We start from the raw sequence: 22759 nt of genomic DNA, 5'->3' as shown, positions 1-22759 counted from the left end.
TAAAGGCTCTTCTATCGAAGAGCCTCTTTTTACGTGCTTGTTCATTACCTGGGAAATATTCTCATCATTTTAAGGCTTTGAAGCAAATGTATGTATCATAGTGATAAACGGATACATCCCTAAAATGAAATTCGGAGAACATTCGGCTTATTTCTTCTTCACTGTACAATGAATAAGCGTGGGATTGTTTTTGCAATTCCTTTTTCTGAAAAGATAAAAATACTTCTCCATCGACTTGAAGAACACGATATACTTCCTTCAACACTTGCTCCAAATCGGACAAATAATAGATGGTTTGTACGGTAAATAATTTATTAAATGATCTATCTTCGAAAGGTAAGTTTTCAGCCTTACCTAGTCTGATCACGGCTTTGTTTTGATCCACGAGCTTTTTGTTTTTTCTCTTGGCATATTTAATCATATGGTGAGAAGCATCAACTCCATAGACCTTCCCTCGATCGAGATTCTCTGCCACTTTGGATAAAGTTGTTCCTCTTCCGGTTCCGATTTCTAAAATCCGGTCATTTTCTTGTATATTTAAGAGCTGAATCGTCCATTGATTCACATGATGATGGTTTTTTTCCATATAGCGGGCAACCCATTTTGAGAGCACACCTCTTGGTTCTCTCATTTGTTTTCCAATCCAACTTTGAATCAAAGTCAACACCTGCTTTACAAAAGTAAATATTACTATTTACGAATTTTCTTTCTATTCATATCGGCACTCATTCAACAAAATTAAGACCTAGTACTAATTATTTTGTCACTCATTAGACGGTCCCTTTTTCAGAAATGTTTCGCCAGCTTGAACATTATTTTTCGAATAGGCATTTTCATTATTTCTGTCTAGATTGATTTCGTTTTCCCATGGAGCTGCATATTTTATGAATGTATCTTGATTAGATAAAGGTGGTGCTAGATTATGGGCTATGGTTATGCTGGAGGTCACTGCGGTGGTTACGGTGGTGGTTTTGCAGGCGGATTTGCTTTGCTTGTCGTCCTGTTCATTTTATTAATCATCATTGGTGCTAGCTGGATTTGCTAATGTAAAAGGAGCAGAAACGATGACGTTTTCTGCTCCTTTTCTTTAATACCAATAGGTCGGATAATGATACATATAACGTCTGGACATTTCTTGCTGCTCTCTTTGCAATCGATATGGATTGCCATAGCCATGCTTTAAGGAATGGGGAATCGACGCATATCCGTGTCCAACTGACGGGAATCTCATAAATGGTGACATTGACATTCTTTGATCACCTCACAATCGCCTTATGCGATTATCATATGTGAGGTTCATTCATGTGAGCGTGTCTAAACTTGGTCCTTCTCCATCGTATAACAATCAAGTATTGCCAGCATCATAAACATGTCAATCTCCTCCTCTGCGAAATGTTTTCATTACATTAGTTCATATACTTTAGTTGTTTTTGTTTCATTTCTTCATAAAACGTTTCGACCTCTTGTTCATGAAGAACGGTGTCAATATCCTTGTATTTACGCTGGATCGTTAGTGTAATAAAAAATAAATGGATTGTCATATACGCTCACCTCCCTTCAGTTCGCAACACGCGAAATAGCCCGCAGATCTTTTCTATCAATTGACCTGCGGGCGCACAAAAATACAGATCAAAAGACAATGTCTCTCAACCTGCAATGGAATGATGCGTGAAATCCTCAAAAAACTAAACGGTTATGGAGCGTGTGCCGTAAAAGGTAAAGGAAGGATACGAGCTCTTCCACAGGCTGATGACATGATGAAATTGTTTGTTGAATGGATCACATGAATTTGCGAATAACATATTCTTCAGCCTCCTTTACGTTTTTTTCATTACTTTGCCAGTATATCCACAGGGGACCATTTTGTAAACCTGTTTTTAGAAAATTAGACGTTTTTTGTGTTTTCGACTCACTGATGACCATCATTTACACAACAAAAAAAGCCCCCTCATCCAGTGAGGAGACTTTTTCGGGTTAATCTTCATCCAGTTCTTGAAGCTTCTTTTGAAAAAACAGCGCACGCTTGACACAAAGAAAAGCCGCTACTAAGAAAACAATATCTACCCCAAGCATGAGCATTTTTGGATATGCCTCGATTTGCTGATTTGGCAAGATCGTACCAATATATAAAAAGGCGCTAACAGCTAGCAAAATAAAAGCGTATTGCTTGTAATCTGTCACTAAACCACTCCACTTTTCCTTCACTTGTTTCACCTTCCTGTGTCTATGTCTATTGATAGCTTAACATAGTGAGAGAAAGCGAGGAGCATGTAAATCTATCCATTCGCTAGCGCATCTAGTCCTTGTTCGAGATCATGTAATAAGTCGTCAATATCTTCAATTCCTACCGAAATACGAATTAAACCATCTGTAATCCCTAATGCTTCTCGTCTATCTTTCGGGATAGACGCATGCGTCATTCTTGCTGGAACAGAAATTAAACTTTCAACCGCACCAAGACTTTCGGCAATCGTAAACAACTTAAGCTGACTTAAAAATACATCGACATTCTCTTCTTTTCCAATATCAAAAGAGATCATTCCGCCGAATCCTGATGCTTGTGTTTTTGCTAGCTCGTGACCTGGGTGCGCTTGAAGACCTGGATAATAAACACGAGTAATGGCCGGGTGCTGTTCTAAAAACGTTGCGATTTTCAGTGCGTTTTGTTGATGTGCTTCCATTCTTAAACCAAGCGTTTTCATCCCTCTCATGAGTAGCCACGAATCCTGCGGTCCAAGAATACCACCTGTAGAGTTTTGTACAAAGTGTAGTTCTTCTCCTAACTCCTTCGTTGCTGTCACGACAAGTCCGCCCACAACATCACTGTGACCACCTAAATATTTTGTGGCACTGTGCAAAACAATGTCTGCACCATATTCAATTGGCTTTTGGAAGTACGGTGTTAAAAAAGTGTTATCGACAATCATGAGAATGTTCGCTTCTTTTGTGATGTGACCAATGGTTTTCAAATCTGTCATTTTCAATAAAGGATTGGTTGGCGTTTCAATGTACACTGCTTTTGTGTGAGGCAAAATGGCCTCTTTCACCGCTTCCGGATCACTTGTATCGACAAACGTAGCATCAATTCCAATTCGGTTTAGAACCTTGGTGATGACGCGATAAGTCCCGCCATATACATCGTCTGTCAGCACAACATGGTCACCACTTTTCAGCAACATCATGACCGCAGTAATCGCCGCCATACCTGATCCAAATGCGTAGCCACTTGCTCCTCCTTCAAGGTCACGAATCACAGATTCAAGTGCTGTTCTCGTTGGGTTCGCTGTTCTGGAATATTCATAACCAGTATGTTCACCTGCTTTTGGCTGCTTATACGTACTCACTTGGTAAATCGGAACAGATACTGCACCAGTTTTTTCATCACCTGTTATTCCACTGTGGATCATCATCGTTTTCGGTTTCATTTTTATTTTCCTCCCTCATAAATAGCTTTACTTAAATAACGCTCACTGCTGTCAGGGAAAATCGTAACAATGACTGTCCCTGGTGCTGCCTTTTTTGCTTCCTCTAATGCGGCAAATAGAGCAGCGCCAGATGAGCTCCCAATGAGTACGCCTTCCTTTTGGGCTGCTTTTTTGACCATTCGAAACGCATCATCATCACTGACCGTGTAGATCTTGTCAAATAACTCTGTTTCCATATATTCCGGGATAAATTCAAGCCCAATGCCTTCCGTTTTGTGAGGGCCAGGCTCTCCACCATTTAAAATGGACCCTTCTGGTTCAACGATCACCGTTTTTAATGCGGCATTTTGCTCTTTTAAATATGCGGCACACCCTTGAAAAGTCCCGCCAGACCCAGCTCCTGCAACAAAAATATCAATTTTCCCCTCTAACTCAGACCATAGCTCAGGCGCTAACGTTTTATAGTAAGTCAATGGATTTACTTGGTTTTTAAATTGTAAAACGCAATACGCATTGTCAAGGCTTGCCTCTAGTTCAAGTGCTCGCTTGATGGCACCCTGCATGCCTTCTTTTCTTGGTGTGTGGACAATCTCTGCGCCAAGCGCCTTCATAAGCTGTTGTTTTTCTTGACTAAAATGTTCTGGCACAAAGAAGATGGTTCTTAGTTGATATTTCCTTGCGCTTAATGCAAGCCCAATTCCTGTGTTTCCAGCTGTCGCTTCAATGAGCGTTCCACCTGCCCTAAGTCGACCTGTCGCAATGGCTTCTTGAATCACCATATCACCTAATCGATCTTTAATACTTCCGCCTGGATTCATCATTTCAAGCTTTGCATACAGTTCAACACCGTCTGGTACGTCCATATGCGTGATCTTCAAAAGGGGTGTCTGCCCAATTAATTCCGTCATATCTTGTATGATCGCCATATTCTAATCCCTTCCTTTGTATGGAAAAGAAGGGGGAAACCCCTTCTTTATTATTGTGTTTGCTTTATCATACGCAGGACAAGGTCTGTTGAGTGAATCGCTGCTTGCTCAAGAAATTGGTCAAAAGAGACATTTGATTCTTTCCCTGCAATGTCCGACAATGCTCGAACGACAACAAACGGCGTTCCAAACAATTCGCACACTTGTGCAACGGCAGCAGCCTCCATTTCCACCGCATATAACTCAGGAAACTTCTCTCTTACAAACGCTACACGATCAGGATCATTCATAAACGAATCTCCTGTTGCAATGGTCCCTTTTGCCACTTGAATATGTTCAATCTCTAAAGCAGATTCTTCTGCAAGCTTCACCAGTTTTTCATCTGCAACAAAAGCAGCTGGTAAGCCTGGCACTTGTCCATATTCGTAATTGAAGACCGTCACATCTACATCATGATGTCTCACGTCCGTCGATATGACAATATCTCCTACATTTAATGAGTGATGGAAGCCGCCAGCAGATCCTGTATTGATCACATAATCTGGCTGAAAACGGTCGAGTAGAAGCGTAGTACTGACTGCCGCATTTACTTTTCCAATTCCTGATTTCAATAAAATGACTTCTTTATCTTCATAAACACCTGTTGTAAATTCACACCCAGCGATGTTTTCTTGAGTGGCATTCTTTAATTGATCTCTTAAAATCGTAACTTCCTCTTCCATTGCACCTATTACTGCGATTTTCAAATCAAAAACATCCTTTCATTCCCTTTTCTTCGCTTCTACGATCCAAACAAAATCATTCATTTGGTCAAAAGATGTGCTAAACCCAGCTTCTTCAAAGATTTGCTTTAACACATCAATAGATGGGTAGTATTCCGTTTCTAAATCTTCTGCAAGCTGATAAAATCCAGCGGCTTTCGCTTTGTCGATTTCATCTTGATGTGCTGCTTGATTTTGAAACATTGTATCAGCAAAGACTATTTTACCATCTGAGTGAAGGATGTTGCTATAGGTGCGAATAGCTTGTTTTTTTTCTTCATCGGTTAAATGGTGGAAAGCATAAGAGCTCACAATCGTATCAGGCTCAAAAGGTGGTGCTGGAAACGACAAAAAATCACCTTCATGAAATACGTTCGGCATTCCCTTTTGTAAAGCCGCATTCTTCATCGCATCAGATGGCTCAACGCCAAATACTTGTTTACCCGCTGCAAGCAGGGAAGCCGTTAAATTGCCTGTGCCACTTCCAAATTCGAGAACACTCTCACCTGAACGTTCCACAATCGCTTTTAAAATCTCCGGGTAATGGCGGAAGACCGCTTCATATTGTTCATCATGACCACTTACTGTGTCGTCATAAGACTCCGCCCAATGATCAAATAAAGAAAGAAACTCACGTCCCATGTTCTTTCCCTCCACTTTATCTATTTATTCCTATAAGTATAGTATGATTTATTCCGTCGAACAGTTCCTATCCTACCACATCTTCTGCTTCTTTCCTACTAAAAAATCCTGAAAAATGTTTGCCCTTTTGAAAAAGAGAGATTATGATGGGTCTAGACATGAAGGAGTGAATCGAATGGATTTTCAATTGGATTTTTTAAAGGACAAAATTGAGTTTTTTGAAGCAACTTCTCTTAAAGAACTTGAACAAAACATTCAAAAGCAGATTGAACATAATCAAGCCATTTTGCTATCTGTTCATTCTGTGAGTCATCAAACCACTGTGATCGATGAACGGATATTGTATACAGCGGTTGTTCATTTTAAAGCTAATGTCTAAATAAAAAAAGATAGCATGACGCTATCTTTTTTTGTGTTTATTTTAATTTTTCAACCTTCTCAGGTTTCCAGCCTTTTTCATCCACCCAAGTAATTTCAACACGGTAACGTTCACCTGTTGATTTATCTCGAATGGTTCCTTTTGCATCTTGAGGTCCACCGTTATTTCCTAACCAGATGACCGTCATCTCATCTTCTGAGATTCCTGTTGCATATGACATGGCTTTGATCATTTCTTTCCAGTCTACAGAGTTAGAATCATAAGTGGCTGTATGCGTACCGGATTGCTCTGTTCCTACTGGCTCCCAGTCATCGTTTTCATACGTTTTGTCTACATCACTTTTGTTTCCACCATCTGTTTCTTTGGCATCTTTTAACGCATCTTTATTTGGTTGATCCTTATCATCAGTTTTCTCTGACTCTTCGTCTTGATCGTTAGATTGCTCTTCAGATGAGTCATCTTGTTTTTTGTCTGTATCATCAGATGTGTCTTTTTGTTGATCTTTCACATCTTCATCTGAGGTTTGTTTATTTTCACTCGATGCAGGGGCGGTTTTCGATGGGTCCTTCGCTACATCTGTATTTTGTGGTTTATTAAAAATTAACAAACTCGATGCAACAACCAAAATAAGCACCACAACGATACCAATTAATATGTTAAGCACCATATTCGCCTTTCTGCGCTTATCACGATGTTCAAATCGAGAATTTCTACTCAAAATCTCTGCACTCCTTTGCCTCTGTTCCCTAAGTCGTTACTATTCTAACATGACATGACGGGATGTTCTATGTCTGTTTCTTTTCAATTTCATTGACCTTTTTTACAATATCATAAAATGCATCATTTGTCTTAGCACGGCCACTTGTCTCATCGAGATGAACGACAACAAGGGCATACTTTGGATTTTTCACAGGAAAGTATCCAGCAAACCATTTATGATAGAGGGGATTCCCACTTTTGTCTTTATTGCCGGTTTGTGCAGTACCTGATTTCCCTGCTACTTCAAATGGTAAATCTTGAAATCGTCTTCCCGTTCCTTTATCTGCCGTGACCACCTGCCTTAAGTACTTTTGTAATTTTTGTGCCGTATAGCGGTCGATGCTCTCTCCTTGCGCTCGCTTGTTTTGGAAGGTAACCATCGTTGTTCCATTTTGATACAGCACCTTATCTGCCATTCTCACTTCTCGTCTTTCTCCGCCTCTTGCAATCGTCGCCATCATGTTGGCGATTTGTAATGGGGTTGTTTTGACGTTTTTTTGTCCGATGGCTGTTTGGGCAATGGCTTTTTTGACATGCTTGTCTCGTTTATCTCCCCATACTCTTCCTGTTTCTTCTCGATCAAATTGTTTGAATTGCTTCTGATGGTAGACGTCCCCTTCCCAGCCAGCTCGGTTGATAAGCCCGAGTTTCTCCGCTGTTTTCTCGATCATTTGCGGATCAATTTGGATGAGTTTTTCAGCAAGTGTCGCGAACGTATAATTGCAACTTTGGGCAAAGCTTTCAGATAGATTCAGCATGCCCTGTTTTCCCTCTAGCTCTCCATATAAATTCTTTCGACAATCATACATGGTTTGCGGCTGATCGAGATTTTTTTCTATGGCTGCAGCTAAAACAGTCGTTTTAAACACAGAACCTGGTGCATTAGCAGTCAGCATATAATTCCTTGCCTCATGCCGATTGTGACTTGTGATATTCGGGACACTTGCCATGGCGAGCACACTACTTTGTTCAATATCGAGTAGCACCGCCCCACCTTTTTTCACCCCTTGTTCTTTGAGAATCGTCTCCATGTCAGCTTGCATGTCTCCATCCATCGTTGTCTGAACTTGTAGCGGATAAAACGAATTGGCTTCTGCTGTATATTTGACGTCCATTCCGAACAAAGGGTTTCCCTTTCCATCGACATGATAGAGTAATTTTGTGTCTTGTTCAGGTAAGAGGAATTCATCAAACGTACTCTCCAAACCAAATGTCCCAATCTCTGTACGGATTGAGAGGTCCTTTTTATCAGGATATCGTTTTCTTAGTAATTCTGGATTCTCACTTGTAAAGCCTAATGTATGGAGGGCTAGTCTTTTTTTGTCCTTCTCTTTCATATATACGCCGTAAACCCCTGAATATTTCATATCATTGATATCTTTCAGCTTTTTTTTCGTGATGTTTTCTTTTAGAATAAGAGGCTTCTTTGTTTCTATTAACTGTCTCTTTAGTTCGTCATGCTCCATCTCTAGAATGTCAGCTGTTTGGTTTAAATGTTGAAGATCATATTGTAAAAAAGGAAATAAAATGACTGCTGGCTGTTCCTTTGTTAAAAGCATTTCGCCGTTTCGATCTAAAAACTCTCCACGTCCATCTGAGATCACGACCTCTTCTGTCCGTTGCTTGACACTTTCCTGAATTAAATTAATATCAAGCGCAGAAAAGGATTCGGTGAAAAATAGCTGAATTTCCGCCAATCTTACGAAGAGGCCGAAAAATAATAACAAGATGATGGCACCAATCCATTGAATTCTTCTTTTTTTTCGCATAAAAACACCTCGTCCCTATTGTGGACGAGGTGTTTACGCAGTAAACGTGATTATGAAATTTTTACAATTTGGACGAACATTTCTCCACCAGGTGTTTGAACGGTGACTTTGTCGTCTACTTGTTTACCTAATAAACTTTTAGCAATCGGAGAATCGTTTGAAATTTTCCCTTCAAAAGGATCTGCCTCTGCACTTCCGACAATCGTATAAGACTCTTCTTCACCGTCTGGTAATTCAACGAATGTCACGGTTTTCCCTAGAGAAACCACATTGGAGTTTCCTTCATCTTCAATGATTTTCGCATTACGAATCATATTATCAAGCGTTGTAATACGGCCTTCTACAAACGCTTGTTCTTCTTTTGCAGAATCATATTCTGAGTTCTCAGAGAGGTCTCCGAAGCTTCTAGCGATTTTGATCCGCTCGACAACCTCTTTACGTTTAACCGTTTTCAAATATTCAAGTTCTTCTTCTAGTTTATGCTTTCCCTCTTCTGTCATTGGAAATACTTTTTCATGTGCCATAAATCATTCACTCCTTCTATTAATCCTCAAGCATGCAACAATTCTGCATGTGAGTAACGACTGAAAATATACAAGAATGAGGACATTTGCAGGCCCTCATTCTTTCTGTCTCATATTCGTAAAACCCCATCATACACGGCGTCCCTAGAAGATGCAACTATTATTATTTTGATCATTAGGTGAGTCGTACTCTCATGGTTCATCTTCATCGCACAAACTGTGGAAAGGCACAGGAAGCTCCTGTACCTCGTTTAGCCAGTTCAATCTTATGTAGAAGAATAGCTTAACCATTCTTCTTCATTCAATACATGATATGATCCGTGTACGATATGTCTATGCTATATTATTACAAAATTGCATTTTGATCAAGAATTGTTTGAAAATTTATGACGATTTGTTTGTTGTTTTTTTAATATACTTTTACAAAACGTTCACAACATCCATTTTTACCGTCTGATCTTTTACTTTCTCACTTCTGGATGATCGTATTATTTTCCTATCATATTAAATCTTTTGTCCTATGTCTGGCAAAGCATCAATCTTAATATGTTCAAAAGACCTTTCACGATGTAAAGGTCTTTTTCTTCATTAGTCCTCTCGGTTTTGAAGAATCATTTGAATTTTTGTCACCATTAAGTCGATCGCGACATGGTTTTGTCCGCCTTCTGGGATGATGATATCAGCGTACCGTTTTGTTGGTTCAATGAATTGATTATGCATTGGTCTCACGACAGACACGTATTGCTCGATCACTGAATCAATAGAACGACCTCTTTCTTTCATATCACGTAAAAGGCGGCGAATGATCCGAAGATCTGCATCCGTATCGACATACAGTTTAATATCCATCAGATTTCTTAATCTCTCATCTTCTAGAGCAAAAATCCCTTCGACGATGATAACATCCTTTGGTTCAACGTGCAATGTCTCTTCTGAACGTGTATATAATTTAAAATCATATATTGGTTTTTCAATCGGTTCGTATCTTAATAATTGTTCCAAATGCTCAATCATGAGGTCATTGTCGAATGCAAGCGGGTGATCATAGTTCGTGAGCAAACGCTCTTCAAATGGCATATGACTTTGATTTTTATAATATAAGTCTTGCTGAAGCATGAGGATAGAATGTCCTTTGAATTTTTCGTAGATGGAATTGGTGACGCTCGTTTTACCTGAGCCAGAGCCACCAGCGATTCCAATCACCACTGGTTTTTTCCCCATGGGTCTATGATTTCCCCTTTCTCATCATGTTGCTAGGGTATACTTTTTGATCCAACTTAAATTTCACGATTTGTAGCGGATGACGAGCGGCTTCAAGTTCGTTGCCTTTTTCATCCCAGATGGTGTCTATCTTGCATGTGAAATTCTCAATTTCAGGTCCGAAGAATTCCACTTCATCCCCTACTTGAAAGAAATTACGCTGCTGTAAGGTTACCATTTGTTCTTTTTCATCATAATGCAGCACAAGCCCTACAAAATCAAATGTGGTTTTCTTTCCATGAGTGCCAAACATTTGTTCATCTGTTCCTGGTACTCCTTCGAAAAAGGCTGGCGCTGTATCTCGGTTTGCACATTTATCTAATTCATCTAACCATTCTTGCTGGATCACAAAATGGTCTGGGTCTGCACAATAGGCATCGATGACTTTACGATACACGCTGACGACCGTTGCGATATAATGAATCGATTTCATTCGTCCTTCAATCTTTAAGCTATCAATCCCCATTTCAATCATTTGCGGGATCGATTCTACAAGCTTTAAGTCTTTAGGACTCATTGCAAACGGCGCATCTTCTTCACCAAATAAAGGCGATTCTTCGGTACCTTCTAGTTGATATAGATCATAGTCCCATCGACAAGATTGACAACATCCGCCGCGATTGGAATCTCTCGCTGTCATATGGTTACTTAGCACACAGCGGCCAGAATAGGCGATACACATTGCACCATGGATGAATGTCTCGATTTCAATATCAACCTTTTCTTTCATTTCTTTTATTTCTAGCGCACTTGTTTCACGCGCGAGCACCACACGTTCAAGCCCTTCTTCCTTCCAAAACTGAACGGCTTTCCAATTTGAAAGAGATTGCTGTGTGCTTAAATGAACTTCTAACTTTGGTGCAACTCGTTTACACGTTTCAATGATGAGCGGATCTGCCACAATAATCCCTGTGACACCGGCACCTTCAATTGCTTGAAGATATTCTTCTAGCCCGTCCATATTTTCATTATGTGCAAAGATATTCGTTGTGACATAAATACATGCACCATATTTTTTCGCGAATTCAACACCTTCTGCCATTTCTTCTATTGAAAAGTTATCTGCATTTGAACGAAGTCCGAATTCTTTTCCTCCAATAAAGACGGCATCTGCACCATAATGCACAGCGATTTTCAGTTTCTCTAAGTTACCTGCTGGTGCAAGTAACTCTGGTTTTTTTGTAATGACACGTTTTCCATTGATTATTTCAGAAATTCCATCCTTTAAAAGTGCCATTTCCGTTACCTCCTTTTACGATTAATAAACCGTTTCTTTAAAGAAGAATCCTGTATCGATTGACCGGTTAACTGGTTGAATCTCTTCAATACGTGCCACCCAATCGTCTTTTTGATCTTCATATGCTTCTCTATCTGTCATGAGCAAGTCAATGGCTTTACGGTATAAAGACGTCACTTCTGTCATGTACGAAAGTGACTTTAAAATTCCGTCAATTTTAAATGAATCAATGCCTGCATCCACAAATTCCTCTAATTCATCAATCATACAGACATCATTTGGACTCATGATATGTGTGCCGTTTGCATCTTCAAAGATTGGATATTTGTTTTGGCGCTCCTCATCATGAAGGAATAGTCCTTCTTTCATATCTCTGCCTTTTACATCCATTTGTTTGCCTTGATATTCAAAATAGTTCCCAATCAATGTACGTTTGGATTGGAACATACACGTCATCCCATGTACTTGAATCTCAATTTCAACCTCGGCATTTTCTTTTATGTCAATGACGCTGTCCATGTTGAGTTCTTTAGCTAAAACAGCACGTGTGGCGCCTTTTCTGCCCCAGTAGTTACAAGTAAAATGGTTTGTCCCAGTGGTTTCTGTACTCCAATGAAGGTGTAGCTTTACACCAGTTTCCTTTGCTGCCATGATCACAGCTGGATCTCCAAACACTACACCATCTACATTGATTCCCTCGAGGAAGGTCAAATAATCTCCAAGCAGTGGAACACGGTCATTATGGAAAATGGCATTCATGGCCACGTAGACTTTTTTATTATGTGCATGGGCAAGTTCAACCGTTTCTTTGACATCTTCTCTTGTAAACTCACCTGCAAGGCGGATACCGTATGTTTGCTCGCCGATTAAAAATGCATCAGCTCCCGCCTCAATTAATGGCAGTACATCTGACACCTTACTTGGCGTCACAAGCAATTCTGGTTTTTTCACGATTTGTCACCTCTTTTTGTACTGATGGCGATCCCATCTCCAACTGGGATGATACACGTCTTGTAATCAGGATTTGACATCAACCATTGATTATATCGATCGATTTTTCCTATTAATTGTTTCTTTCGTTTATCTTCTATTTCTTCTTCGTAATTCGTTGCCACTAAGCCTTTGAATAAGACATTGTCAGTAATGATCATCCCTTCATCTGCTAGCATCGGCTCAAACAGCTCAAAAAAGCGTTTATATTGTCCTTTTGCGGCGTCAATGAAGATCACGTCATATGGGGCCATCGTCTGAACCGCTTCTGCTGATTCAATGGCATCACCAAAAAACACATGTATTCTTTCTTTCAACTGAAATGCTTCAATATTGCGTGTCGCTTCTTCATAACGCTTCGCATTTCGCTCAATTGTATAAATGTCCGCATCTGGCAAATCTGTAGCCATACGAATAGCAGAATAGCCAATCGCGGTCCCAACCTCAAGAATTTTCTTCGGTTTTTTCACTGAAAGCAACTGTAATAAAAGCTCAATGCTGACCTTTTCCATGATCGGAACATGATGCAAGTTGGCATATTCCTCTAATTGAACGATTGCATCAGGACCTGTGGGAATTAAATTTTCAATATAATCATTGATTTGATCATCTTCGATTGTCATTATATGTCTAGCTCCTTCATGACCTGAAAAAGAAGAGTCCTGCCTTATGCAGCTCTCTTTTACGTCAATCTTTCGTTCATCTAAGTAAAAACAACCCGATATATTTTACCACAAAGAAATTATATTTGCGAACCTATAAAATGGGAGTTGCCATGAAAAAAAACTGTAGGCAAATTGTCTTTTGTCTACAGTCTTTTTCTTTCACATGCATTAACTGTTGCCTGTGATATATTTGGCTTTTGCTTTATTATGTTCATTCAACGTTTTCGTAAAAACGACTTCTCCATTTTTCTTCGCAAGGAAGTAAACAAAGTCTGTTTTTTCCGGATGTAGTGCAGCTTTCCACGAAGATTCCCCCGCATTTGCAATTGGTCCTGGTGGAAGCCCTTTGTTACCATACGTATTGTACGGTGATTTCACCTTTAAGTCCTTATAATAAACGCGCGACTTATGCTCACCAAGCGCATAAAGAACCGTTGGATCTGTTTGCAGTGGCATGTCCATTTCTAACCGGTTATAAAAAACACTCGAGATTTTTGCACGATCCGTCTTTTCTGTGGCTTCCATTTCAATTAATGATGCAAGCGTCAGTACTTCGTGGATCGACATATTTCTCTTTTTCATGTCTTTCTCATACGTTTTCACGTATTGATCGGTTTGTTTAATCATAGTCTCAATGATATTTTCTAGTGACTCATCCTCGCGATAAAACGGATACGTCGCAGGGAACAAATAACCTTCTAACGGGTGTTTGACAAGTTTCCCTTCTACTTGGGATGTCACAGTCTTTGGGTATTTTTTCATCAGCGATTGAATAAACCCTGGATCATTTAGTTTTGCCTCTACTTCCTTCGCTGAATAATTCGTCTCATTTGCAATAATCGTTGCAATGTCAGACAGTTGTTTCCCCTCTGGAATCACCAGCTGAAAGGCATAATCTGTGCCGCCAGACGTCAGCCTTTTGATGAGCTGATCTGCGTCCATTGATTGTTTCAAATGGAAATATCCCGCTTTAAAGCCTGAAGCATTTTTGTATTTTGCATAGTAAGTAAACAGCGTGTCATTTGAAATCAATCGATTTTCTTTTAATATACTTGCAATGTCTCGGACAGACGTTCCATTTGGAATATGGATATTAATCGTTTGCTTGCTTTTTTGATCGACTGGTCCGAGTGCTGATTTAACATAGATAAAGCCTGATAATGCAGCAATGATGATCACACCAAGTACAGATAACAGGATCATCCCCATTTTCCTTTTGAAAAATGGTCGTTTCTTTTGTTCTGAAAACATGCATTGCCCTCCTCACGTCTAGTTTTTATAGTACATGATTCGGCAGAATTCGGCAATTACTTACTCACCTCATTAAATTAAACTTAAATGATGATGGATTTTATTTACTCTTCCATGATTTAGATGGTATCATCTTCAAAGCTTGTCTTATATTTTTTTTTAACAAACTTTTTCAATCAAATCATGGAACATTGGAGGAACACAATTTGCGTAAATATATGATACTCCTATTCAGTATAGGGGTGACGCTCTCTCTTTACGGCTGTAATCAAAAAGAGACTGCTTCAAATAAACAAATACAAATGACAATTGAAGACAAAGTATTAGATCAAACAACTCAACTCAACTATCAAGGTATTCATGCCGTCTCAGCCAATGATGACAGCGTATTTTTAAGTGTAGACGATCACAGCCCTTCTGAGATGCCAAACAAAGTGGTTGAATTTAATAGAAAAACACAAAAAAACAAAACACTATTTACCACAACATTTGATCATCCTTTCATACAGGAAGTCAAATCTAATAAAGACTGGGTCGTTTGGATTGACAGTGATCAATTCGGTGGACAAATGAATTATTATGCGATGAACATAAAAACACAAAAAATTGAGTTAATCAAACAGATGGATGATTCAGAGTTATTAGATGTTACTCTTGAATTGACGGGTCATCGTGTTGTATGGGTAACTCATCATAAAGAAAAAGATGAAGCACATATTTTTATGAGAGACCTAAGTAAAAAGCAGACGAAAAAACTCTTTAAGCTAACGAAGGATTATTCACATCTTTCCGTATACGAAGACAAGCTCCTGTTTTTTAATCAAAAAAATGAAAAGATGCACGCGTATATTTACAACTTCACAACAGAGGAACTCCAAGAAGTCAATTTAAATCATGATCTGATTAGCGATGGGAAACTTTTGAACGATCATCAATTTTTATATGAAAAGTCTTTTACTGATTCTGAAGGAGCAATCTATCAAAGTCAATTACTCTTTTATGACATGAAAACTAAACAAACAAAACCCATCACAAAAAAAGAGAGGGATGGAAGTGGATCGATCGTGGTTGATGATCAGAAACAGATCCTTCTCTATAGAGAAGGATCTGGTGAAGAAGGTTACTTTATCTTCAAAGAAGAGAATGGCTCAATCAAAGACCTTGGTAAATTGAAGGGAAAATCTCATTATGATTTAGCATTTGATAATGGTCTTTATTTGCTTCACCAAAACCACCCGGAAAAAAATCAAAAGCTGATCATCACCTCGAAACTGCCATGATCAAAAAAAGACCTGCGTTTGAGACTAATTTCGTCTACTCCGCAGGTCTTTTCTTTTACGCTTCTTCGTCTTCTTGTTCTAAAAACGTATTTAACGTTTCTTCAATCATGTCCCACTCTTCGTCTGTTTCAATTGGCTCAAGCTCGCCATCTTCGCCGTTTTCGTTTGGTGTAAAGCTTGACGCGTGAATTTCAATTTCTTCGTTGTCTTGCTCAGAAATTGGGTAGTAAAGGACGTATGATTTGTTGAAATGATCGCTTTCAAAAGTAAATAGGACTTCGCAAAGTTGTTCATTTCCATTATCATCAACGATTGTAATTTGTTTTTCTCCGTGTTCCATTGGATTCACCTCATTTTAAGTTAAGCTGTCTAAATACCCTTGCAGGATCATAACAGCCGCCATTTTATCAATGACTTTTTTCCGCTTTTGTCTGCTCACATCGGCTGAGATGAGCATTTTTTCTGCTGCCATTGTAGACAATCGCTCGTCCCAAAGCACAACAGGAACATTGTACGTGTTTTCTAACACTTTCGCAAATGATTGGCTAGCCTCGCCTCTTGGGCCGACTGTACCGTTCATATTCTTTGGAAAGCCGAGTACAATTTTATCTGCTCCATATTCCGATATGATCTCAGACAGGCGGGTGAGACCGAAGTCTCCGCCTGCTTCATCAATTTTGATCGTTTCAATCCCTTGTGCTGTCCATCCCATTTCATCACTGATGGCAACACCGAGGGTTTTCGTGCCTAAATCTAAGCCTAAAATTCTCATATTTACGCCTCTTTATGTGTCTCTAAGTACGATTTAACCAATTCCTCAATTAATTCGTCTCGTTCTAGTTTACGAATTAGGTTGCGTGCATCCTGATGTCTTGGAATATAAGCAGGGTCGCCTGACAGCAAGTATCCGACAATTTGATTGATCGGGTTATATCCTTTTTCTTGTAGTGCATCATGAACTGTGATGAGCACTTCATTCACATTGGTTTCAGCTGAATCATCAGAGAAGTTAAACTTCATTGTCTTATCAAATGAACTCACTGCTTCTTGCACCTCTTTTCCAACATTCTAATAGCAAGCATGATCTAATATACCATTATTCTACACTACATTGGCAGATTATAAAACGGATTTGACAGATTCTTCGACAGTTGCCAGTGCTTCTTCAAGCTTTTCTGGTTGTTTTCCGCCTGCTTGGGCCATATCTGGGCGTCCGCCTCCGCCTCCACCACAGATTTCAGCCGCCTGTTTGACAAGCTTTCCTGCGTGAAGTCCTTTTTCAATCACGTCTTTTGTCACACCTGCTGAAATATTGACTTTTCCATTTTGAACCGCTCCAAGTACAATGACAGCTGATCCTAATTTGGCTTTTAGGTCATCTACCATTGTTCTTAAATGGTTCATATCTTTTGCGTTCACTTTTTCCGTTAATACTTTGACGCCGCCAATGTCCGTGACTTTTTCTAAAATAGAGCCTGCTTCTGCTTGACTTAATTTGGCGAGAAGAGATTCATTTTCTCTTTGAACCTCTTTTAAATCAGCCTGTAAAGATGCAATACGTTTCGGTACATCCTTTGTACTTGCTTTTAGCTCACTTGCTGCCTTTTCTAAAATGGCAAGTTGATCATTTAATTCTTCATAGGCACCTTTGCCAGTAACAGCTTCGATACGTCTTGTTCCAGCACCAATCCCTGATTCAGACGCGATTTTAAACAAACCAATTTCAGCTGTATTTTGCACATGGCAGCCGCCGCATAGCTCGATGCTGTATTCGCCTACTTGCACAACACGTACAATATCGCCGTATTTTTCACCAAATAACGCCATAGCGCCCATTTCTTTGGCTTCAGCAATTGGTTTGAGGTCGATCGCAACAGAGATGCCTTCCCAAATCTTTTCATTGACGATTTTTTCGATTTGTGACAACTCTTCTTTTGTGACTTGTCCAAAATGAGAGAAGTCAAAGCGTAGTCTGTTTTCGTTCACCAATGAGCCTGATTGGTTCACGTGGCTGCCTAATACGTCTTTCAGTGCCTGATGAAGCAGGTGAGTTGCTGTATGGTTTTTGACAATTCCTTTTCGAAGAGCCGTTTCCACTTCTGCCGTCATCTCAAGCCCTTTTTTCACCGTGCCGCTGACAACCAATCCTTCATGGACGTGCTGTCCGTTTGGCGCCTTTTTGACATCTTTGATTTCAATGATGGCTTCTTCACTTTTTAAAGATCCTTTGTCAGCTACTTGACCGCCACTTTCTGCATAAAAAGGCGTTTCGTCTAATAGAATCTGAACCGTTTCTCCTTCATGCGCTTCGGCTACAATTTCACCATCTTGAAGCAGTTCAATGATGCGAGATGCTGCTGTTAAGGTTTCGTATCCAACGAAAGTGCTTTCTACTTTGATATCGCCTAAAGCACCGCCTTGAACTTGCATGCTGCCAACATCTTGTCTCGCCTTTCTTGCACGGTCACGCTGTTTATCCATTTCCGCTTGGAAGCCTTCAGCATCAACTGTCATGTTTTCATCTTGTGCATATTCCTCTGTTAGTTCGACAGGGAATCCATATGTGTCATACAGTTTAAATACGTCTTCTCCTGAAATTTGTGAGCTGCCTTTGTCTTTTTCTTTCTTGATGACCTCTGACAAAATGGCTAACCCTTCATTCAACGTTTCATGGAAACGTTCTTCTTCGTTCTTGATCACTTTCGCAATGAATTCTTCTTTTGCTTGTACATCTGGATAGAAATCCTTCATATTCTCGGCAACCACTGGTACAAGATCATACATAAATGGGCGGTGGATATGGATCGTTTTTGCATAGCGTACAGCACGGCGTAGTAAACGTCTTAGAACATATCCACGGCCTTCATTAGACGGAAGCGCTCCATCACTCACCGCAAAAGCAACCGTACGAATGTGATCCGCAATGACTTTAAATGCTGTATCCTTTACTTTTGTCTCTCCATACTTTTCACCAGAAATGGTCTCAACCGCACCAATAATCGGCATGAATAAGTCTGTATCAAAGTTCGTTGGAACATTTTGAATGACAGAAACCATTCGTTCTAGACCCATCCCTGTATCAATGTTTTTCTTTGGAAGTGGTGTGTAAGTGCCATCAGGATTATGGTTAAATTCAGAAAAAACAAGATTCCATACTTCTAGGTAACGCTCATTTTCTCCACCTGGATATAATTCCGGGTCATTGATGTCATTTCCATACGCTTCACCGCGATCGTAGAAAATTTCAGTGTTCGGTCCACTTGGTCCTTCACCAATGTCCCAGAAGTTGCCTTCAAGGCGAATAATCCGCTCTTCAGGGACACCAATCTTATCTTTCCAAAGGGTATACGCTTCCTCATCCTCTGGATGTACAGTGACTGATAACAAGTTCGGATCAAAGCCAATCCACTCTTTACTCGTTAAAAATTCCCATGCCCAGTCAATCGCTTCTTCTTTGAAATAGTCACCAATAGAAAAGTTCCCAAGCATTTCAAAGAACGTATGGTGGCGAGCTGTTTTCCCTACATTTTCGATATCATTGGTTCGAATGGATTTTTGTGCGTTACAAATTCTCGGGTTTTCAGGAACGACGCGACCATCAAAATATTTCTTTAATGTCGCGACCCCGCTGTTAATCCATAAAAGTGTTGGATCGTCATGCGGTACGAGTGACGCACTCGGTTCGACTGCATGTCCTTTTTCTTTAAAGAAATCTAAAAACATTTGACGCACTTGAGCAGAAGTTAAAGTTTTCATTGAGTAAATCCTCCTTTTTTATTCTTTTATCACTCCACACAAACGAAAAAACACCCCGCCCTATGCAAGCAGAAAACTACTTACACAGGGACGAGATGTTCTCGCGGTACCACCCTGATTATAGACATATGATCGTCTATCACCTTCACATCCGATAACGCCGGAAAAGAGCGGCAGTGTTTATCTGCACTCAGGACTAGCTTCGGTTAAAGGTCTGATAGGGCTTTTCTCAGCAAATAAAGCCCTTCTCTGCATCAGCTTTTTAACGTACTCGGGTCCATCATTGAATTCACTATGTATGAATCGAAATTATTATAGACAACTCGGCCCGTCTTGTCAATGAACGCTTCGTTTCATGTGAATAAATTGGACAATGATGACCCGAATAATCGCTGCAGTTGGCACAGCTAAAATCATCCCAATTAAGCCGAACAACTCTCCCCCTGCAAGTAACACAAGCATAATGACGACAGGATGCATATGAAGGCTTCTTCCCACAATCATTGGGCTGAGGATATTGCTTTCTAAAAACTGCAGCACAGCAACGGTGACAAGCACAATAATCACCGACTTCACTGAGATCGTAATCGCAATAAATATAGCCGGTATAGACCCAATAATAGGACCAAAATAAGGGATCACATTTGTTGCCCCTATGAGCACACCTAACACAAGCGGATACGGAATATGAAACAACCAAAGAACGATCGCTGCTGCCGCTCCAATCAATGAGCAGACAAGAAGTTGTCCTCTAATATAATCACCAAGCGAGTCATCAACAGCTTTCACAAATGACTGCCCTCTCTTTCTGAATCTCGGAGGTGTTAAATACCACGCTGCCCGTTTCATTGTGTTCATATCTTTTACCATATAAAACACTAGAAACGGAATGAGTGCAGCCACTAAGGCGTAATCAAGTAACACTTTACAACTGAGGATCATTCGCTCTGCACCATTTGCTGCATACATTTCTGATTGGACGATGAATCGATCCAGTCGATCATGGAGTCCGTCAGGCCAATGGCTCGTATGACGATGAATATGTGATAAAGCGCCATTATAAGTGTCTGCAATGACAGGAAGTTGTTCTGACAGCTCATTTAGCTGTGAAATCAACACAGGTGCGCCTTTATACACCGCAAAACCGATCCCTCCGAAAAACAGCACATAGATCAGTAGAAGACTGAATGTTCTCGGTAATCCCCGCCCGTGCAGCCTTTCAACAATCGGATAAAGCAAATAAGAAATAAAAATAGCGATGAGAAGTGGAATAAGAACAGCTTTAAGCAATAAAAAAATCGGCATCCATAATTCATCTAGCTGGATCAAAATGAATAAGGACGCAAGGACAAGCAGTACACCTGCAGCATATATCAGAAACTCGATCGGACGTTTCTTCACCTGTTTCACCTCTTCTCTTATTGTTCAACCATCTTCTGCAATTATCCATGTAAATAAAATTTGTCCTAACTTTGTTAAAAATGAATACATATGAAACATACAGCTCCATCCAAAGTCACTGCCCACTTTCAAATTTCATCAAAAAACAAATACAAAAAGGAGGTTCATCATGATCACATTTGAAGAAGTCAATAAGCATTATGGCCAGTTTCATGTTCTAAAGGACATTCATCTACAGATTCAAAAAGGTGAGGTGGTTGTGATCATCGGTCCTTCAGGATCTGGTAAAAGCACCATGCTTAGGTGCATCAATCGTCTTGAAAGCATTGATGAAGGAAAAGTGCTCGTGAACCAAGTGTCCGTTCATCACCCGAAAACCAACATCAATCAAATCAGACAAAATATCGGAATGGTGTTTCAGCACTTCCATCTCTATCCACATAAGACCGTACTAGAAAACATTATGCTTGCCCCGATGAAAGTCAAAAACGTGAGCAAAGAAGAAGCCAAGGAAACGGCTGAATTTTATTTAAATAAAGTCGGTATACCTGACAAAGCAGACGCTTATCCATCAAGGCTTTCTGGCGGCCAACAGCAACGAGTCGCCATCGCAAGGGGTCTCGCGATGAAACCTGAGGTGATGCTTTTTGATGAGCCTACATCAGCACTTGATCCTGAAATGATCGGAGAAGTATTAGATGTTATGAAACAGCTGGCCCGTGAAGGCATGACCATGGTGGTCGTCACGCATGAAATGGGGTTTGCAAGGGAGGTGGCTGATCGCATTGTGTTTATTGATGAAGGCAGAATCCTTGAAGAATCCACACCTGCTGCTTTTTATGAAAAACCTCGCGAGAAACGCGCGCAATTATTTTTAAGCAGAATTTTAAATCATTAGGGGGAATAAAAGAATGAAAAAAACAAAGCGTATCGGATTCATGATCTTGATGATTTGCACAATCATTGCACTGGCTGCATGTGGTTCAGGTGAAAAAGGGTCCACTGATGCCAAACAAGCAAGCTCATTAGAAGCAGTCAAGAAAGAGAAAAAAATCATTTTCGGTGTCAAAAATGATACACGTTTATTCGGGTTGAAAAATCCGAAGAGTAGCGAAATCGAAGGCTTTGATATTGATATCGCCAAAGCGATCACAAAGCAAATGCTCGGGGATGATGGAAAAGCAGAATTTAAAGAAGTCACGTCTAAAACAAGAATTCCACTCCTGCAAAAAGGAGATATTCACGCCATTGTCGCGACAATGACGATTACAGAAGAGCGGAAAAAGGAAGTCAATTTTTCTGATGTTTATTTTGAAGCAGGACAATCACTACTTGTGAAAAAAGGAAGCGACATTCAATCCATTGATGATCTCAAAAAAGGCACAAAGGTGCTTGCGGTAAAAGGCTCTACCTCTTCTCAAAACATTCGTGAAAAGGCGCCTGAGGCATCTGTTTTAGAATTTGAAAATTATCAAGAAGCTTTTACAGCGTTAAAATCGAACCAAGGACAGGTGCTCACAACTGATAATGCCATTTTATTTGGCATGGCGGATGAAGATGCAAATTACGAAGTAGTTGGCGAGACCTTTACTGATGAACCATATGGAATTGCCGTGAAAAAAGGAGATCAAGCATTAACAGAAGCCATCAACAAAGCCTTAAAAGAATTAAAGGATAACGGGGAGTATGACACCATTTACAAGAAGTGGATCAAAGAATAAAGACAAATGCCTT

The 22759-nt window shown here is 40.0% G+C and carries 26 protein-coding genes and 1 other annotated feature; of the genes, 5 read left to right on the top strand and 21 right to left on the bottom strand.

Annotated elements, in window-relative coordinates; translation table 11 throughout:
- Positions 1-64 precede the first annotated feature (64 nt).
- A complete protein-coding gene (locus AB1K80_RS04710) occupies positions 65-658 on the bottom strand; it encodes a class I SAM-dependent methyltransferase (protein ID WP_412855465.1) in 594 nt (197 codons plus the stop codon).
- 264 nt (positions 659-922) lie between these two features.
- Here AB1K80_RS04710 and AB1K80_RS04705 point away from each other — a divergent pair, with 264 nt between their 5' ends.
- Positions 923-1045: a YjcZ family sporulation protein gene (locus tag AB1K80_RS04705; RefSeq protein WP_412855464.1), complete on the top strand. Its 123-nt coding sequence runs from the start codon at positions 923-925 to the stop codon at positions 1043-1045.
- Between the two features lie 42 nt (positions 1046-1087).
- Here AB1K80_RS04705 and AB1K80_RS04700 read toward each other — a convergent pair whose 3' ends face one another.
- From AB1K80_RS04700 to AB1K80_RS04670, 7 genes are all read right to left on the bottom strand, one after another.
- A complete protein-coding gene (locus tag AB1K80_RS04700; RefSeq protein WP_412855463.1) occupies positions 1088-1249 on the bottom strand; it encodes a hypothetical protein in 162 nt (53 codons plus the stop codon).
- A 157-nt stretch (positions 1250-1406) separates the two neighbouring features.
- Positions 1407-1541: a YrzI family small protein gene (locus tag AB1K80_RS04695; protein ID WP_412855462.1), complete on the bottom strand. Its 135-nt coding sequence runs from the start codon at positions 1539-1541 to the stop codon at positions 1407-1409.
- A gap of 433 nt (positions 1542-1974) precedes the next feature.
- Positions 1975-2205 carry a YrhC family protein gene (locus AB1K80_RS04690; RefSeq protein WP_412855461.1) on the bottom strand — a complete coding sequence of 77 codons (231 nt, stop codon included), beginning with the start codon at positions 2203-2205 and terminating at the stop codon, positions 1975-1977.
- Between the two features lie 71 nt (positions 2206-2276).
- The gene (locus AB1K80_RS04685; RefSeq protein WP_412855460.1) at positions 2277-3425 is read right to left on the bottom strand and encodes a bifunctional cystathionine gamma-lyase/homocysteine desulfhydrase; all 1149 of its coding nucleotides are present in this window, start codon (positions 3423-3425) and stop codon (positions 2277-2279) included.
- A gap of 2 nt (positions 3426-3427) precedes the next feature.
- Positions 3428-4351: a PLP-dependent cysteine synthase family protein gene (locus AB1K80_RS04680; RefSeq protein ID WP_412855459.1), complete on the bottom strand. Its 924-nt coding sequence runs from the start codon at positions 4349-4351 to the stop codon at positions 3428-3430.
- Between the two features lie 50 nt (positions 4352-4401).
- Positions 4402-5097: a 5'-methylthioadenosine/S-adenosylhomocysteine nucleosidase gene (gene mtnN / locus AB1K80_RS04675; RefSeq protein ID WP_412855458.1), complete on the bottom strand. Its 696-nt coding sequence runs from the start codon at positions 5095-5097 to the stop codon at positions 4402-4404.
- Between the two features lie 15 nt (positions 5098-5112).
- Positions 5113-5754 carry a class I SAM-dependent DNA methyltransferase gene (locus AB1K80_RS04670; protein ID WP_412855457.1) on the bottom strand — a complete coding sequence of 214 codons (642 nt, stop codon included), beginning with the start codon at positions 5752-5754 and terminating at the stop codon, positions 5113-5115.
- A 175-nt stretch (positions 5755-5929) separates the two neighbouring features.
- On the opposite strand from AB1K80_RS04670, the gene AB1K80_RS04665 reads away from it, so the two are divergent.
- On the top strand, positions 5930-6133 hold the full coding sequence (locus tag AB1K80_RS04665) for a DUF2536 family protein (RefSeq protein WP_412855456.1): 204 nt from the start codon (positions 5930-5932) through the stop codon (positions 6131-6133).
- Positions 6134-6170: 37 nt separating this feature from the next.
- On the opposite strand, the gene AB1K80_RS04660 is transcribed toward AB1K80_RS04665, so the two are convergent.
- From AB1K80_RS04660 to mltG, 8 genes are all read right to left on the bottom strand, one after another.
- Positions 6171-6851: a DUF1510 family protein gene (locus tag AB1K80_RS04660; protein WP_412855455.1), complete on the bottom strand. Its 681-nt coding sequence runs from the start codon at positions 6849-6851 to the stop codon at positions 6171-6173.
- A gap of 67 nt (positions 6852-6918) precedes the next feature.
- Positions 6919-8661: a peptidoglycan D,D-transpeptidase FtsI family protein gene (locus AB1K80_RS04655; RefSeq protein ID WP_412855454.1), complete on the bottom strand. Its 1743-nt coding sequence runs from the start codon at positions 8659-8661 to the stop codon at positions 6919-6921.
- 50 nt (positions 8662-8711) lie between these two features.
- Complete coding sequence (gene greA, locus AB1K80_RS04650) at positions 8712-9185, bottom strand: transcription elongation factor GreA (protein ID WP_412855453.1); 474 nt, start codon at positions 9183-9185, stop codon at positions 8712-8714.
- Between the two features lie 588 nt (positions 9186-9773).
- A complete protein-coding gene (udk, locus tag AB1K80_RS04645; RefSeq protein WP_412855452.1) occupies positions 9774-10406 on the bottom strand; it encodes a uridine kinase in 633 nt (210 codons plus the stop codon).
- A gap of 4 nt (positions 10407-10410) precedes the next feature.
- Complete coding sequence (locus tag AB1K80_RS04640) at positions 10411-11682, bottom strand: peptidase U32 family protein (RefSeq protein WP_412855451.1); 1272 nt, start codon at positions 11680-11682, stop codon at positions 10411-10413.
- A gap of 21 nt (positions 11683-11703) precedes the next feature.
- Complete coding sequence (locus AB1K80_RS04635) at positions 11704-12633, bottom strand: peptidase U32 family protein (protein ID WP_412855450.1); 930 nt, start codon at positions 12631-12633, stop codon at positions 11704-11706.
- Positions 12630-13295 carry an O-methyltransferase gene (locus tag AB1K80_RS04630; RefSeq protein ID WP_412855449.1) on the bottom strand — a complete coding sequence of 222 codons (666 nt, stop codon included), beginning with the start codon at positions 13293-13295 and terminating at the stop codon, positions 12630-12632. Before AB1K80_RS04630 ends, AB1K80_RS04635 begins: the two co-directional genes overlap by 4 nt.
- Positions 13296-13505: 210 nt before the next feature.
- On the bottom strand, positions 13506-14588 hold the full coding sequence (gene mltG, locus AB1K80_RS04625) for an endolytic transglycosylase MltG (protein ID WP_412855448.1): 1083 nt from the start codon (positions 14586-14588) through the stop codon (positions 13506-13508).
- A 206-nt stretch (positions 14589-14794) separates the two neighbouring features.
- On the opposite strand from mltG, the gene AB1K80_RS04620 reads away from it, so the two are divergent.
- A complete protein-coding gene (locus tag AB1K80_RS04620; RefSeq protein ID WP_412855447.1) occupies positions 14795-15868 on the top strand; it encodes a hypothetical protein in 1074 nt (357 codons plus the stop codon).
- Between the two features lie 55 nt (positions 15869-15923).
- On the opposite strand, the gene AB1K80_RS04615 is transcribed toward AB1K80_RS04620, so the two are convergent.
- The 5 genes from AB1K80_RS04615 to AB1K80_RS04595 form a co-directional block, all read right to left on the bottom strand.
- Positions 15924-16208, bottom strand: a complete 285-nt coding sequence (locus AB1K80_RS04615; RefSeq protein ID WP_412855446.1) for a DUF1292 domain-containing protein — start codon at positions 16206-16208, stop codon at positions 15924-15926.
- A 15-nt stretch (positions 16209-16223) separates the two neighbouring features.
- Positions 16224-16640, bottom strand: a complete 417-nt coding sequence (gene ruvX / locus AB1K80_RS04610) for a Holliday junction resolvase RuvX (protein WP_412855445.1) — start codon at positions 16638-16640, stop codon at positions 16224-16226.
- A gap of 2 nt (positions 16641-16642) precedes the next feature.
- Positions 16643-16909 (bottom strand): IreB family regulatory phosphoprotein, encoded by a 267-nt coding sequence (locus tag AB1K80_RS04605; RefSeq protein ID WP_008358522.1) that lies wholly within the window; start codon positions 16907-16909, stop codon positions 16643-16645.
- Between the two features lie 78 nt (positions 16910-16987).
- On the bottom strand, positions 16988-19624 hold the full coding sequence (gene alaS, locus AB1K80_RS04600; protein WP_412855444.1) for an alanine--tRNA ligase: 2637 nt from the start codon (positions 19622-19624) through the stop codon (positions 16988-16990).
- Positions 19625-19707: 83 nt separating this feature from the next.
- Positions 19708-19917 (bottom strand) — a binding site (T-box leader).
- A 43-nt stretch (positions 19918-19960) separates the two neighbouring features.
- A complete protein-coding gene (locus tag AB1K80_RS04595; protein WP_412855443.1) occupies positions 19961-21025 on the bottom strand; it encodes an AI-2E family transporter in 1065 nt (354 codons plus the stop codon).
- Positions 21026-21194: 169 nt separating this feature from the next.
- Here AB1K80_RS04595 and AB1K80_RS04590 point away from each other — a divergent pair, with 169 nt between their 5' ends.
- Together AB1K80_RS04590 and AB1K80_RS04585 are read left to right on the top strand one after the other, a co-directional pair.
- The gene (locus tag AB1K80_RS04590; RefSeq protein WP_412855442.1) at positions 21195-21923 is read left to right on the top strand and encodes an amino acid ABC transporter ATP-binding protein; all 729 of its coding nucleotides are present in this window, start codon (positions 21195-21197) and stop codon (positions 21921-21923) included.
- 13 nt (positions 21924-21936) lie between these two features.
- Positions 21937-22746: a transporter substrate-binding domain-containing protein gene (locus AB1K80_RS04585; RefSeq protein ID WP_412855441.1), complete on the top strand. Its 810-nt coding sequence runs from the start codon at positions 21937-21939 to the stop codon at positions 22744-22746.
- Positions 22747-22759 lie beyond the last annotated feature (13 nt).

Origin of the sequence: Bacillus sp. 179-C3.3 HS (assembly GCF_047229225.1) — a bacterium.
Lineage (GTDB): Bacteria > Bacillota > Bacilli > Bacillales > Bacillaceae > Bacillus.
This window is presented reverse-complemented; position numbering and strand designations above follow the sequence as displayed.